This is a genomic window from Pseudomonas sp. 5P_3.1_Bac2 (assembly GCF_025465995.1).
In the GTDB taxonomy this organism is placed as follows: domain Bacteria; phylum Pseudomonadota; class Gammaproteobacteria; order Pseudomonadales; family Pseudomonadaceae; genus Aquipseudomonas.
Genome location: NZ_JANLNY010000016.1, coordinates 48,769 through 62,207, shown reverse-complemented (window position 1 = coordinate 62,207; position 13,439 = coordinate 48,769). Strand labels below are relative to the sequence as shown.

12 protein-coding genes, 1 tRNA gene and 2 pseudogenes are annotated in these 13,439 nt (G+C 56.9%); 9 read left to right on the top strand and 6 right to left on the bottom strand.

What is annotated here, in order from left to right; all coding sequences use genetic code 11:
- The first annotated feature begins 92 nt into the window (after window positions 1-92).
- The 8 genes and pseudogenes from NTD81_RS10515 (at window position 93) to NTD81_RS10480 (ending at window position 6,631) form a co-directional block, all read left to right on the top strand.
- The gene (locus tag NTD81_RS10515) at window positions 93-665 is read left to right on the top strand and encodes an EthD domain-containing protein (protein WP_262182229.1); all 573 of its coding nucleotides are present in this window, start codon (window positions 93-95) and stop codon (window positions 663-665) included.
- Window positions 666-809: 144 nt separating this feature from the next.
- Complete coding sequence (locus NTD81_RS10510; protein WP_262182225.1) at window positions 810-1,856, top strand: aromatic ring-hydroxylating dioxygenase subunit alpha; 1,047 nt, start codon at window positions 810-812, stop codon at window positions 1,854-1,856.
- A gap of 140 nt (window positions 1,857-1,996) precedes the next feature.
- Window positions 1,997-2,770, top strand: coding sequence for an enoyl-CoA hydratase/isomerase family protein (locus NTD81_RS10505; RefSeq protein ID WP_262182224.1), 774 nt, complete (start codon window positions 1,997-1,999; stop codon window positions 2,768-2,770).
- A 1,034-nt stretch (window positions 2,771-3,804) separates the two neighbouring features.
- Window positions 3,805-4,209 carry a PAAR domain-containing protein gene (locus NTD81_RS10500; protein ID WP_262182223.1) on the top strand — a complete coding sequence of 135 codons (405 nt, stop codon included), beginning with the start codon at window positions 3,805-3,807 and terminating at the stop codon, window positions 4,207-4,209.
- Window positions 4,209-4,739: a DUF4123 domain-containing protein gene (locus NTD81_RS10495; RefSeq protein WP_262182221.1), complete on the top strand. Its 531-nt coding sequence runs from the start codon at window positions 4,209-4,211 to the stop codon at window positions 4,737-4,739. The genes NTD81_RS10500 and NTD81_RS10495 overlap by 1 nt, the downstream gene beginning before the upstream one ends.
- Entirely contained in the window at window positions 4,732-5,088 is a 357-nt protein-coding gene (locus NTD81_RS10490) for a hypothetical protein (protein WP_262182220.1), read from the top strand. The genes NTD81_RS10495 and NTD81_RS10490 overlap by 8 nt, the downstream gene beginning before the upstream one ends.
- 22 nt (window positions 5,089-5,110) lie before the next feature.
- Window positions 5,111-5,710: pseudogene (locus NTD81_RS10485) on the top strand (restriction endonuclease fold toxin 5 domain-containing protein); the annotation flags it as partial.
- A 198-nt stretch (window positions 5,711-5,908) separates the two neighbouring features.
- Window positions 5,909-6,631 carry an immunity 52 family protein gene (locus NTD81_RS10480; RefSeq protein WP_262182219.1) on the top strand — a complete coding sequence of 241 codons (723 nt, stop codon included), beginning with the start codon at window positions 5,909-5,911 and terminating at the stop codon, window positions 6,629-6,631.
- Window positions 6,632-6,836: 205 nt separating this feature from the next.
- Here the strand turns inward: NTD81_RS10480 and NTD81_RS10475 are convergent, their stop codons facing one another.
- The 6 genes and pseudogenes from NTD81_RS10475 to rpsU form a co-directional block, all read right to left on the bottom strand.
- Window positions 6,837-7,148 carry a hypothetical protein gene (locus tag NTD81_RS10475; protein ID WP_262182218.1) on the bottom strand — a complete coding sequence of 104 codons (312 nt, stop codon included), beginning with the start codon at window positions 7,146-7,148 and terminating at the stop codon, window positions 6,837-6,839.
- A 4-nt stretch (window positions 7,149-7,152) separates the two neighbouring features.
- Window positions 7,153-7,523: pseudogene (locus tag NTD81_RS10470) on the bottom strand (hypothetical protein); the annotation flags it as partial.
- A 105-nt stretch (window positions 7,524-7,628) separates the two neighbouring features.
- Window positions 7,629-7,705: transfer RNA gene (locus NTD81_RS10465), tRNA-Ile, on the bottom strand.
- A gap of 211 nt (window positions 7,706-7,916) precedes the next feature.
- Window positions 7,917-9,764: an RNA polymerase sigma factor RpoD gene (rpoD, locus tag NTD81_RS10460; RefSeq protein ID WP_262182217.1), complete on the bottom strand. Its 1,848-nt coding sequence runs from the start codon at window positions 9,762-9,764 to the stop codon at window positions 7,917-7,919.
- A gap of 67 nt (window positions 9,765-9,831) precedes the next feature.
- Window positions 9,832-11,826: a DNA primase gene (dnaG, locus tag NTD81_RS10455; RefSeq protein ID WP_262182216.1), complete on the bottom strand. Its 1,995-nt coding sequence runs from the start codon at window positions 11,824-11,826 to the stop codon at window positions 9,832-9,834.
- A gap of 162 nt (window positions 11,827-11,988) precedes the next feature.
- A complete protein-coding gene (rpsU, locus tag NTD81_RS10450; protein ID WP_003290642.1) occupies window positions 11,989-12,204 on the bottom strand; it encodes a 30S ribosomal protein S21 in 216 nt (71 codons plus the stop codon).
- A 205-nt stretch (window positions 12,205-12,409) separates the two neighbouring features.
- Here rpsU and tsaD point away from each other — a divergent pair, with 205 nt between their 5' ends.
- The gene (gene tsaD / locus NTD81_RS10445; RefSeq protein WP_262182215.1) at window positions 12,410-13,435 is read left to right on the top strand and encodes a tRNA (adenosine(37)-N6)-threonylcarbamoyltransferase complex transferase subunit TsaD; all 1,026 of its coding nucleotides are present in this window, start codon (window positions 12,410-12,412) and stop codon (window positions 13,433-13,435) included.
- Window positions 13,436-13,439 lie beyond the last annotated feature (4 nt).

The window sequence follows — 13,439 nt, the reverse complement described above, 5'->3', positions numbered from 1 at the left end:
CGTGGCTTAGGTCGCGGGTTTCTGCAGTGTTTCCAGCGGCCGCTACCCCCGGGTTACGGCCGTTTTTTATGGTCAGCCGACAGGACAATCTTATGAAATACCTCAGCCTGATTCGCCGGCGCGCAGACCTCAGTGCTGCCGAGTTTCGTGACTACTACGAGCAGCGGCATGCACCGTTGGCCCTGCAGTTCTTCCCGCCCAGCCTGTACCAGCGCAACTACCCGGCCGACTGTGCACAGGCTGGCTGCGACTGTCTCAGCGAGTTCGACTACCCCGACGATTTCGATTTGGCCCAGGTGTTCCTGTCCGAGGCTGGCCCGGCCTTGGCGCGCGACGAAAGCAATTTCATGCAGCGCGATTTCACCCGCACCGCACAGGCCCAACTGAAGTGGGGGCGGGCGCCTGAGCAGGTGGCGCCGCGCAGCCGGCAGCTGTGGTTGTTCGCTGGTCAGGTAGCGACAGAGCAGTTGCTGCAGGTGTTGGAGGCGGATGCCGAGTGCCGCGCCGCCGCCCTGTATGAGCTCACACCGTTTTTCTGCGAGGCCTTCCCCTATACGGCGCTTCTCTGCCTGGAAAACCCTCCGGAGGCGGAATGGGCGCAGCGGTTGTTGGCATTTGCGCCGTTGTGCCTGGACGTGAGCAGCTGCCCATCGCCACGATGCTAAGTGTTCTTATTTGTACTAGTCCAAGCAGAGGATGAGTAGCGGTGGACCTTGATAGAAGATGCCCAAGTAAAGATCACTTGTACTCTGTAGGGGAATTCAGAGCGAGTGACCCATTCTGTGAGTGTCTTGAGAGGAACAATAACTATGACGCAACTCGCTGAGATCAAGGTTGAAAACGCTCTGGAGTCACACCGCTACGCGCGTGGTTGGCACTGCCTTGGCGATGCAGATCAGTACCGCGACGGCAAACCGCACACGCTGGACATATTTGGCACCCGTCTGGTGGCCTTTGCGACCAGCGATGGCAAGATCAATATTCTCGATGCGTTCTGCCCGCACATGGGGGCCGATCTCTCTCACGGTACCGTCGAAGATGATCGCGTGGTTTGCCCCTTCCACCATTGGAAGTACGACGCTGGTGGAAAGTGTGTAGAAGTGCCTTACTGCAAGCGCATCCCGCCGAAGGCCAAAACCAAGAAGTGGCTCACCTGCGAAGAGAACAACCTGCTGTTTGTGTGGAACAACCCCGAGGGCAATCCGCCGCGTGAGGGCGTTGTCATTCCGCACCTGCCGGAAATGGACAGCGATGAATGGATCCATGAGTGGAACATCGACATCATGCGCATCGACACCAACCCGCGCGAGTTGGTCGATAACCTGGTCGATGCTCACCACTTCGGCCCGGTGCACGGTACTCCGACCAGCTACTTCTCGAACATCTTCGAGGGGCACATCGGTCATCAGATCTTCCGTGGCGACTCCGAGCACCTTGGCGGCGGCCTGGCGGCAGACTCCGCCTACTATGGTCCGGCGACTCACTTTACGCGCATCAATTCCAACTTCGGCGGAGTCGAGGTCCATGCCATTCTGCTCAACAGCCATGTGCCGGTGACGCCGAACAGCTTCGATCTGCGCTTCGGTTGCATGGTCAAGCGCGTAGCCGGTATGAGCGACGAGCAGACTCGCCAGATTGCGTTGGACTATGTGGTCGGCAACCGTAATTCCTTCTATCAGGATGTGATCATCTGGAAGAACAAGATCCGCATCGACAAGCCGGTATTGGCTGAAACAGATGGGCCGGTTTATCAACTGCGCGAATGGTACCAGCAGTTCTTCATGAACGAGGATCAGGTGCCGGCGAGCATGGCAGAGCGCCGCGAGATCGTCACCGTGGCTCTGAGCAAACCTTAACCTTTAGACGACCTGACAAGGCCGGCCATGTGCCGGCCTTGTCATTTCTGGCTGTAGTTCGAACGGAGGAGGGCGGCCTCCGGCACATGGCATAGCATCTCGGCATTCAATGTTATCGGGCAATCCTGGAGTTGCTAGTCATGTCTCAGCCATCTTTATTAGTCGATCGCCAAGGCGATGTGGTGCGTCTGCACTTTAATCGCCCCGAAGTGCTCAACGCCCTGGATGAAACCCTGGCGCAAAGTCTCTGTGATGCGCTGCGCAAGCTGGCTGACGACACCACTGTGCGTGTGATCGTGCTTGGCGGCAGCGGCAGGGCTTTCATGGCGGGTGGCGATCTTGCGGCCTTGCGTGCTGATCCCGTGGGCGTAGCCAATCGCTTGATCGAGCCTCTGCACGAGAGCGTCCGCTTACTGACGGAAATGCCGATACCCGTGATTGCCTGTGTGCAAGGTGTGGTTGCGGGAGCCGGGCTGAGCTTGTTACTGGCGGCTGATCTGGTGGTGGTGAGCGATGATGCCCGCTTCAGTTTCGCCTACACCGACATTGGAACTAGCTGCGATGGTGGCGCCTCCTGGTCGCTGCCGCGTGTTGTTGGGTTGCGGCGGGCGCTGGAGATTGCGCTGCTCTGCGAGCGGCTCACTGCCACGGAGGCATTGCAGATGGGATTGGTCACCCGTGTGGTGCCTTTGGCGACACTGGACGAGGTGGTTATGGGGATGGCTCGGCGCCTGGCAGGCCGCGAGGCTGTGGCACTGGCTCATTTAAAGCGCCTGATGCGATCGTCTTCGCAGAAGGGTTTGCTCGAGCAGTTGGCAGCAGAGCAACTTGCCTTCAACGATTGTGCTCGGCGCCCAGAATTCATTTCAGCAATCGATCGATTTTATGATCAGCGCCGTCAGCAATCGAAATAGTGATCGTCCTGTTACGCGCAGATCTGGGCTGGTTCAAGCAGGCTTAGTAACTACCGGGGTGCACTTTCAGAACCCGGCAAGGCCTCGGGTCGTTCGCCGCCAACTGACGGATCAAGACCTCCCTCCGCCGGGCTCCCTGGCAAAGCACGCGACGGCCTTTGCCAGAATGTCGCGCTCCCCAGCAACCCGCTCGCTTGAACTCGGCGCGCTGCGGGTCGTCTTCATGATGACGCTGCGCAACCAGCTTGCTCTGTAGCGCGTGATGCGCAGATACGGGCTGTGAGGCGATGCATCCTAGCGAGCAGCTACAGCGGCAGCGGGCAAACCAAGCGCGGCCACTTGCTTTACCACCCCGAGCTTGAGTTCTTCAGGCCAACGCCGGTACCCATGGCCCCTCCTAGTGGACTTTGGAGGTCTCTGCGGAGCCGGGATTATTCAGGGAGCCACCTGAGCCTCAATCTGCGTACTGCAAAACGTCTAGAGTTCCACTGCCGCAGGAAGGAAACGGACGCAGATTTTTCACCGCACCCAGAAACGACTTAGCCCAGCACGGAGGCTGGGCTAAGTCGTTGATTTATATGGTGGGCCCACACGGACACGAACCGTGGACCAAAGGATTATGAGTTGCCTAGAAACGCTGCAAGCCTAGTGAAATCGGGCGGAGCTTAGCGTAGGCACAGTTAGCTGAAAGTAGTGCTGTTATTGATGTTTAACGTAGTTAGGCGAAATCTATAAAAGCTGGTGACTGTACCGCCAGTGTACCGATCTATTTACCGTTAAGATCTCATTTGCCTACCAAACTTGTCTCTATTTGCCGTTTTAACAGCCAAGGGTGAGTGTGTGAGTAGGGAAGTTTTTTGATACGTATGACTGCTTATTTATTTGGAGCGCGGAGCGCTTGGGAGTTACGGGGGGATGCTTACAACTAGGGCCCTAACGCTTTAGTTCGGATACCCTAAGTTCCTAGTTGATTGACGTATCGCCCAACATTGCTTTACAACTAGCTGTAATCTGTTCAGACAAGGATCGTCAGAATGTCAGGAAAACCTGCTGCTCGGGTATCTGACCCAACCGCATGTCCAATTCCTGGGCATGGCACTAATCCCATCGTTACAGGCTCACCGGATGTCCTGTTCGACGGCCTACCAGCCGCCAGACAGGGTGACACCACCGCTTGCGGCTCTGGACTCACGGGTAATCTCGTATCCAACGTCTTCATTAATGGCTTGCCCGTCGCCACCCTTGGAAGTGTGGGCGACCATGGAAATGTTGTAATCGGTGGTTCTGGAACTGTAATCATCGGCAATACACATACGCCAAGCCCTATTTACTCATCTTTCTCTCTGCCTTTGGGAACAAAGCTTTGTCTTCCCTGCCTGCTTTTGGCGGCGAAGCGGAATCAAACTTTTGTTCCGCTTGAATCGCTTGGTGCGAATTAATGAGCTTGCCCGATGGTTTCCGTGGGATTAATGACGAGGTTAGGGCGCGTCTTGCAGAGATCCCGGATTTACAGCTCTACGCACTTGTTGATGGTGCTAAGTACCTTACCTTAGGCAACCGGCTGGATAGCTCCTCAACCCAGTGGCAGTGGTTATTGGCCGGAACCGAGCTGGAAACAATTAAGCATGCAGGTCCTGCCCTTGTTCACCTGAAAGATGATGGTGATTTGCAAAACTGGTTGGTAAGCCGGGACCGCAAGGAGCCGTGGGTATGTTGGCTCATGAGCACGCATGGGTTTGATGTACTTGTCAAGCATCTTGGGTCACTCCTGTTTACCCGATTACCTGATGGCAGAAAATCTCTGTTCCGCTATTACAACCCTACTGTCCGAAGATCACTTGATAGCGTTCTGACTGTTGAGCAAAGGCAGCAAATGATGGGGCCAGTCAATCATTGGTTGGTCTGGCAGCCACTGGGAACCCGCTATTTGGCCATGGAGGCAGCTAGCCACGGAGGGCTAAATGTTTGAGCTATCGAGCGAGCAAGTAGCCCAACTTGATGAAGTACGCAGCGATGAAACAATTGAGCGCTTGTTGCTGGAGTTGCGTACACAAGATCCGGCTTGGTATGACCGACTTGGTTTGACGGGGGGTATTAACTACTTGGCCGGGTATCGACGCCATGCCATAGAGTTGGGGCTAACCGATCCAGAGGTGATTGAGGACTTCATGCGTTACGGTCTTATGTTCCCCAATTTTGATCAAGACAAAGAGTTCGTGTCTTGGATGAAGCGAGCTGTCGCTGACTCACCAGAGCAGCGCTTCAGGGATTATCAGCACGTCATGGAATTTGTCTGGAAACTCAGGAACACTCAATGAAACTGATAGGGACCCAAGTGTTATGGGCGGATTGATCGGCGCAGCGGGGAATTCACTGGGAACTCCGGGGGCGGCTATGGGCTTTAGAGTCACACCTCGGTTAGGCCCCGGCCTTGCTCTACCGCGTCCACTGCCCCCACGACTGCCAATGCCTCCGGCACGGCCTGCACCGCGCCCCATTCCGGAGACGCTTCCCCAATCAAGGCCACTTCCGCGACCGCAGGTGTTGCCGCAGACTCGAACAGCAGACCAAACGCAGGAGCGTACGCGCAGCTGTGATAGCAAGAAGGATAAGGACTGTGTCGATTGTCCACCTGCCGAAGGCACAATGTTGGCCCCTAACAATGGTAAAGGGCACTCAATGTCTAAACAGGCCGCGAGCTATCAAGCCTGGGTAACAGGGTTTCCCTTTCCTTTGGAGTGGAGTTGGAGCGCAACCTGGTGGGATGGGTTCGACGAGCCTCGCTGCACCCTACTTGAGGCTAAGGCTAACTATGCGTTTATGTTTGTTCCCCTCTTGGGAGTGCCCAGGCCTTGGGCTGATGTCAAAAAAAATCTCATTGACCCAGCAATTCGACACTCGGCAAAGGCAAGCCCTACACCCCCAGTGAGAGTCGAGTGGCATTTCCTCCAGCGCGTTGTCTACGAGTATTGTTCTGCTCAGTACCGACGATTGGGGTTGGCTAATTTGACAGCTTTTTGGAACCCCATGCCTGGAAACTCTGAACACGAGGAATACCTGAAGGAGCGTGATCGTGAAAAGCGGGAACTGGAAGACTACTACCGCGATAATCCAGATCTGTCGGTCTAAGGAGCCAGAATGACAAGTCCTTTTCGCTCATTCGTGTTCAAAATGCGATTTGATAAGCAAGCGATTACTTCAGTATCCCGTGACCAGCAGGTGGAGAGGGTTCACCGTTATCTGAGTGCTTTAGGAGGGTTACACCCACTTCTCGGTAAATGGTATTTGCAAGGCTCCTCACTACAGGAGGCGCTGAAAACTGAAGTGGTAGCTGAGGCTAAAAACCTAGAGCGCGCAGCAGCAACAGGATTTGATACCGAATATCCAACCTGGTTGTCACTGTCGCTCTGGAATGGTCAAGAGGATCCGCTACAGGGGGGATTGGCCTTTAATTACTACGCACACGACATGCCCTCTATATCTAGCATTGATTTTGAGGATGCCGGCGCTTTGGTTTCAGCGCTAGATGACCCAGGTGCGTTGCTGGTGGAAATGCTCAGGCTGACGGTAACCATGTGGCCGGAAGTTGATTGGGGCGTTATAGCGCCTAATAAATACTACCTAGACGGCCAAGTCTTCTCAGACCGGCAAACCATCGGCTGGATAGGTTTCTGCCCCCATACGCTGAAACCCAGCGACTTTCCAGATGCTAAAGAGCTCATCGACATACCAGAGCGTGGAACCATCATGGTGAACTTCGAACAGGTGATGGATGAGCGCAACCGCGATCACTTCCGCATCGTCGGAACGCACGACACCAAGCTCGTCGAGTTGGGCTATCTGCCGATGTTTAATAACTGATCGTGAGCTCGGCTGTTGCCTAGAAATGCTGCAATCGTAGCCATCCTATAGCCCGCCGCTGCAATGCAAGAATAAAAGCACAAGGCCCGGATTCACCAGGCCTTGTGCTTAGTAGGAAAGCTGCTTGAGGCTATTGAGCGTAGCTCTGCGCGAAGGCAGCGATTTTCTGGGTGCCCTGATAGTCGACCAGCTGCAGGCCGCGTTCCTAGATGCTGTCCTTAGCTATCTGCATCGCTTTGCGGTGACGGGGCGAATCGTTCTCTGCCACCGGTATGAGCACGTTTTTCAGCTGAATAACCCCTTCCCGCTCTGCACTCACGAACTTCATAAGCCACTGATCACAGTGGTCAAGGATTCCGCTTGGTTCGGCCTGGTCAAAATCTAAAGGCTTGATGGCGGCAACGACTTCATTACGGTGAACCAGAGGTAGGTGCAGCTTGGTCAGATCATCGGTTAGGGTGTCATCGCGGAAGCTGCGGATAGAAGCTTCCGTAAACAGGGTGCGAATTTCACGCACCATGACTTCCGCGGGCTGCGGGCTGAGACAGTCGCTTGTCTCGGTAGGCTGCGATGATTTCGCTGGAGAGGGCTGCAAGGGAGTATTTACCTAGATCGGTAGTGAGCTTTTTGCCTTGCTTGCTTCGCCATTCTGAGTAGAAGACTTTGTGGTAGGGGTGACCTCCGACAGATAACGCTTCAGCGCCGCTTCTAGGGTCATCCGCTTTGATCCGCTGCGCTGGATGTAGACACCTCTGACCATCTTGTCTTCGGTTCGACGTGGCCAATCCTCAGTATCGCGTTTGGTGCGAAACGTTTTGGAAGCTGTCGGCCATCCAACTTTTTAGATGACCGCTTTCCACGTTCCTGATGGGGTTTTGACGAGAGTTGCCATGCTGTTCTCCGAAGACATCGGCATGGACTGTGCCGAAACTGTACCTCGGAGGCATTCCCAAACCCCCTCTCGAAACTGCAGCATTGCTGCAGCCCTTGGTTTATATGGTGGGCCCACACGGACTCGAACCGTGGACCAAAGGATTATGAGTCCTCTGCTCTAACCAACTGAGCTATAGGCCCTAAATGCCGGGCGAGTATAACCAGTGCCACGTTTAGCGCCAAGCTAAAGCGTTGATCGGGTTGGAGTTCTGGCTGTTTGCTGAGTGGTTTATGGGCTCACTGAAGCCGATTTTGACTGCCTGGCTGTGGCGGGAGGGTGAGGGGAGTGCGGGAGGGGGGGTAAGTCGATTGCCTTAAAGCAAAACCCCCGGCAGGGCCGGGGGGTTTGGTATTACTCGTCGAGGAAGGAACGTAGGTGCTCGCTGCGCGTTGGGTGGCGCAGCTTACGCAGGGCTTTGGCCTCGATCTGACGGATCCGCTCGCGGGTTACGTCAAATTGCTTACCGACTTCCTCAAGGGTGTGGTCGGTGTTCATATCGATGCCGAAGCGCATGCGCAGTACTTTGGCTTCACGGGCAGTGAGGCCGGACAGCACTTCGCGAGTGGCTTCCTTGAGGCTTTCCACGGTCGCCACGTCGATTGGCGATTGCATGGTGGAGTCCTCGATAAAGTCGCCCAGATGGGAGTCTTCATCGTCGCCGATTGGGGTTTCCATGGAGATCGGCTCTTTGGCGATCTTCAATACCTTACGGATTTTGTCCTCAGGCATTTCCATGCGCTCACCCAGTTCTTCCGGGGTTGGCTCACGGCCCATTTCCTGCAGCATTTGGCGGGAAATGCGGTTGAGCTTGTTGATCGTTTCGATCATGTGCACCGGAATACGGATGGTGCGCGCCTGGTCGGCGATGGAGCGGGTAATCGCCTGACGAATCCACCAGGTGGCGTAGGTCGAGAACTTGTAACCGCGACGGTATTCGAACTTGTCCACGGCCTTCATCAGGCCGATGTTGCCTTCTTGGATCAGGTCGAGGAACTGCAGGCCACGGTTGGTGTACTTCTTGGCGATGGAGATCACCAGACGCAGGTTGGCCTCAACCATTTCTTTCTTGGCGCGACGAGCTTTGGCTTCACCAATCGACATGCGACGGTTGATGTCTTTGATTTCCGCCAGGCTCAGTTCGGTTTCAGCTTCGAGGTCGATCAGCTTTTGCTGGCAACGCTTAACGTCGTCAACCAGGTTGCCCAGGGCTTCGGCGTATTTAGCTTTGCCTTTGGCCAGGCCAGCGGCCCAATTCATGTCGATTTCGTTGCCTGGGAACAGGCGCAGGAAGTCGGCACGTGGCATACGAGCATCGCGCACGCACAGTTGCATGATCGCGCGCTCTTGCCCACGCAGGCGCTCCAGAGCGCTACGCACGTGGGTCACCAGCGCGTCGTACTGTTTAGGTACCAGCTTGATCGGCATAAACAGCTCAGCCAGTTCAAGCAGAGCCGCAGTGGCTTGCTTGCTGCTGCGACCGTGTTTCTTCAGCGCTTTTTTCGCCGCATCGAGGGCTTCGTTGACCGCGGTGAAGCGGCGCAGGGCCTCTTCTGGATCCGGGCCGCCGTCACCTTCTTCTTCCTCTTCATCGCTGGCGGCTTCTTCTTCCTCGTCTTCGGCGTCATCAGCGGCGTCGTCGGCGGTGGCAGGAACCGGTGCAGCGGCTTCGGCAGGAACGGTGCCGTCGTCTGGGTCGATGTAACCGCTGAGCACTTCTACCAGGCGACCGCCTTCGGTAGTGACGCGGTTGTATTCACCGAGAATGCTGTCGACAGTGCCGGGGAAGTGGGCGATAGCACCCATTACTTCACGGATGCCTTCTTCGATGCGTTTGGCGATTTCAATTTCGCCTTCGCGGGTCAGCAATTCCACAGTACCCATTTCACGCATGTACATGCGCACTGGGTCGGTGGTGCGACCGATATCAGTTTCAACGGCAGCGAGGGCGGCCGCAGCTTCTTCAGCTGCAGCTTCGTCGGTGTCGGCATCCGCCAACATGAGGGCGTCCGCATCCGGAGCAACCTCGTGTACGGGGATGCCCATGTCGTTGATCATGCGAATGATATCTTCCACCTGTTCCGGGTCGGAAATATCCTCCGGCAAGTGGTCATTGACCTCCGCGTAAGTCAGATACTTCTGCTCACGACCTAGAATGATCAACTCTTTGATACGAGACTGCTGTTGCGCTTTTCCGGACATAACACCCTATCCACTGAAGGTCTTGGCGGGCAAAAAACAAGCCGCGGATTATACCCTAGATATACTCCTAAGCGCCAGTTGGGCTCGGGATTTCCGGCGCGGTCGTTCGGCTTAGTAGGCTTCGCAGTTGATCTTTCTCTTCTGCGCTTAGCTCACTTTGACGGGCTTTGAGCAGCAAATGTTCCAGGCTGCGTTCGCGTTGGCGGGCGACAAGACTATTTATAGTGTCGAAAAACTGTTGTTCAAGGTTATCCGCCGAAATCAGCCATTCTTTTTCCGCCAACGCTTTTAATAGGCGGCCTTGTTCGGTGCCGTGCCAGCGGGCGATCAATTGCAGGGAGCGCAGCTTGGGATTCTTTTGCAGAGCGCCAAGCAGGGCGACCAGTAGCTGGGCGTAGGTGTCGTCTTCACCGGCGAAATGGCTGACATCCTCGACCTTCTGCGCCAATTGTGGGTGATGCAGTAGGGTGCGCAGGGCGCTTAAGTGGGGCGACTCAACGCTAACGGCGGTGCGCGGTTGGCGGGGGCTGAAGTCGCCTTGGCCTTTCTTGCGCCAGTTTTTGCCGTCTTTCTTCCAGGCGCCTTTTTCGGCTTTACCACCGCTGGGCTGAAAATACGCCTCGGGCGCCGGATTGAGGTGTTCGTAGTCGTGGGGTACGGGTTCTGCGTCGTAATAGGCGCTGTCCGGGATGTCGCTGTAGTCCGGGTAATCGCTGCCCGGTGCCTGGTTGCTTGGGCTGGCCGGGGTGCTGCGTGGCGGATTGGGCGGCGGGCTTAAGCTCTCGCTATTCAGGCCGGTGATCTCGCTTAGGCGCTGGCGCATCAGGGTGCGTAGGTTGTTGCCGGGGATCTTGTCGATCAGCGGTGCGGCCAGGGTCATCAGGTGCGCTTTGCCTTCCAGTGAGCGCGGGTCGGCCTCTTCGCTCAGTTGCTGGAAGAAATAATCAGCCAGCGGTTGCGCGCGCTGGTTGATGCGGGCGCGGAAGGCTTCGGTGCCTTCGCTGCGTACAAGGGTGTCCGGGTCTTCGCCGTCGGGCAGGAACAAAAAGCGCGCGCGGCGGCCGTCTTGCAGGTTCGGCAGGGTCGCCTCAAGGGCGCGCCAGGCGGCGTTGCGCCCAGCGGTGTCGCCGTCGAAGCAGAACAGCACGCTCGGCACCAGGCGGAACAGGCGTTTAAGGTGTTCTTCACTGGTGGCGGTGCCGAGGGTGGCGACGGCGTTGCGCAAGCCTTGTTGGGCCAGGGCGATAACGTCCATATAGCCCTCCACCACCATGATTTCATCCAGGTTGCGGTTGTGCTTACGCGCCTCGAACAGCCCGTAGAGTTCCTGGCCCTTATGAAACACCGGGGTTTCCGGCGAGTTGAGGTATTTGGGCTTTTCGTCGCCCAGCACTCGTCCGCCAAAGGCGATGACTCGCCCGCGACTGTCGCGGATGGGGAACATGATGCGGTCGCGGAAGCGGTCGTAGCGCTTGCCGCTCTCGGCGTTTTCCACCAGCAGGCCGGCATCGATCATGGCTTTTTGCTGCAGGCTGTCGCTGCCCAGGTGCTTGTGCAGGTTGTCCCAGCCTGGTGGGGCGAAGCCCATGCTGAAGTCGCGGGCGATTTCCCCGGACAGGCCGCGACCCTTGAGGTAGTCCACGGCGGCTTTGCGCTGGGGGTGGCTCTTTAGGGCTTGCTTGTAGTACTCGGCGGCGGCGTTGAGCAGCGGATACAGCGGTGAGTCGGTGGGCTGGCGCGGTTTGTTGTTGCGCCCGCCTTCTTCGCGCGGCACTTCCATGCCGGCGCGCTTGGCTAAGTCCTCGACCGCCTGGGGGAAGTCCAGTTGGTCGTGGTCCATCACGAAGCCCAGGGCGTTACCGCCGGCGCCGCAACCAAAGCAGTAATAGAACTGTTTGTCGGGGCTGACGCTAAACGATGGGGTCTTTTCTTTATGGAAGGGGCAGCAGGCGGTGTAGTTCTTGCCAGCTTTTTTCAGCTGGATGCGCGAGGCCACCACGTCGACGATGTCGGTGCGGTTGAGCAAGTCATCGATAAAAGACTGTGGGATCAGGCCGGCCATAGCGCCTCAGGATACTGTTATGCGCGCAGGCAGAACAGGGATCAGCAAAAACTAAAAGACTCCGATCATCACCCGAGGGTGACGCGGAGTCTAAAAGCGAAACCCGGCCGGAGCCGGGTTCAAGCGTTGCATGTAGCTAATCGAGCAGGCTAAGGCCCGTGATTAGTACAGGCGCACGCTGCGGCGCTGCTCGCGCTGCACTTTCTTAGCGTGACGCTTAACTGCAGCAGCAGCTTTACGCTTACGCTCAGCAGTTGGCTTCTCGTAGAATTCACGGCTGCGAACTTCAGCCAGAACACCGGCTTTTTCGCAGGAGCGCTTGAAACGACGCAGAGCTACGTCGAAGGGTTCGTTCTCTTTAACTTTGACGGCTGGCATCCAGGGCGTACCTTTTTCTTGACCGGGGGTAACGTTACTCCTGGCAAATGGCGCTGGAGAACGTAGGTTTTTAAGGGTTGCGGATGTTACCGCCTCGCGGCGAGGAATGCAAAGCCTGTGATCGAAAAGCGCTGGCCGGGCACTGCCAGCGGCCATTATCATGCGCGCCTTTGCTGATGCACACACTATTACGAAGGCACTGCCCATGCTGGTTCTGGGATTAGAAACCTCTTGCGACGAGACCGGTGTCGCGCTTTATGACAGCGAGCGCGGCCTGTTGGCTGACGCGCTGTTTAGCCAGATTGATCTGCACCGCGTGTATGGCGGTGTGGTGCCGGAGCTGGCCTCGCGGGATCACGTTAAACGCATGTTGCCGCTGATTCGCCAGGTTTTGGCCGAAGCTCACTGCACCCCGGCCGACATCGATGCCCTGGCCTATACCGCCGGTCCCGGTCTGGTCGGTGCGTTGTTGGTTGGCGCTTCTTGCGCCCAGGCTCTGGCCCTGGCCTGGGATATTCCAGCCCTTGGCGTACACCACATGGAAGGCCACCTACTGGCGCCGATGCTGGAAGAGCAGCCGCCGGCGTTTCCGTTTGTCGCCTTGCTCGTGTCCGGCGGCCATACCCAGTTGGTGCGGGTCGATGGGATTGGACAATACCAGTTGCTGGGCGAGTCGTTGGACGACGCCGCTGGTGAGGCCTTCGACAAGACCGCCAAACTCATGGGCTTGCAGTATCCAGGCGGCCCGGAGATTGCGCGACTGGCGCAGCAGGGGACGCCAGGGCGATTTAAATTCCCGCGGCCGATGACTGATCGTCCGGGGTTGGAGTTCAGTTTCAGCGGCTTGAAAACTTTCACCCTCAATACCTGGCAGGCCTGTCAGGCGGCAGGCGATAACAGCGAGCAAACCCGCTGCGATATCGCCCTGGCGTTCCAGCAGGCGGTGGTCGACACGCTGACCATCAAGTGTCGCCGTGCCCTGAAACAAACCGGGCTGAACAGTCTGGTGATTGCCGGTGGGGTCAGTGCCAATCAGGCGTTGCGCCAGTCTCTGGAACACATGCTCGGTGAGTTTAAGGGCCAGGTGTTTTATGCCCGTCCGGCGTTTTGTACCGATAATGGCGCGATGATCGCTTATGCCGGTTGTCAGCGTTTACTAGCCGGTCAGCATGATGATCTGGCGATTAAGGTGCAGGCGCGCTGGCCGATGGAGCAGTTGCCGGCGCTATAGCGCG

Coding starts and splice junctions, on each gene's coding strand:
- NTD81_RS10515 (WP_262182229.1), top strand. CDS start 93: ATGAAATACCTCAGCCTGATTCGCCGGCGCGCAGACCTCAGTGCTGCC.
- NTD81_RS10510 (WP_262182225.1), top strand. CDS start 810: ATGACGCAACTCGCTGAGATCAAGGTTGAAAACGCTCTGGAGTCACAC.
- NTD81_RS10505 (WP_262182224.1), top strand. CDS start 1,997: ATGTCTCAGCCATCTTTATTAGTCGATCGCCAAGGCGATGTGGTGCGT.
- NTD81_RS10500 (WP_262182223.1), top strand. CDS start 3,805: ATGTCAGGAAAACCTGCTGCTCGGGTATCTGACCCAACCGCATGTCCA.
- NTD81_RS10495 (WP_262182221.1), top strand. CDS start 4,209: ATGAGCTTGCCCGATGGTTTCCGTGGGATTAATGACGAGGTTAGGGCG.
- NTD81_RS10490 (WP_262182220.1), top strand. CDS start 4,732: ATGTTTGAGCTATCGAGCGAGCAAGTAGCCCAACTTGATGAAGTACGC.
- NTD81_RS10480 (WP_262182219.1), top strand. CDS start 5,909: ATGACAAGTCCTTTTCGCTCATTCGTGTTCAAAATGCGATTTGATAAG.
- rpoD (WP_262182217.1), bottom strand. CDS start 9,764: ATGTCCGGAAAAGCGCAACAGCAGTCTCGTATCAAAGAGTTGATCATT.
- dnaG (WP_262182216.1), bottom strand. CDS start 11,826: ATGGCCGGCCTGATCCCACAGTCTTTTATCGATGACTTGCTCAACCGC.
- rpsU (WP_003290642.1), bottom strand. CDS start 12,204: ATGCCAGCCGTCAAAGTTAAAGAGAACGAACCCTTCGACGTAGCTCTG.
- tsaD (WP_262182215.1), top strand. CDS start 12,410: ATGCTGGTTCTGGGATTAGAAACCTCTTGCGACGAGACCGGTGTCGCG.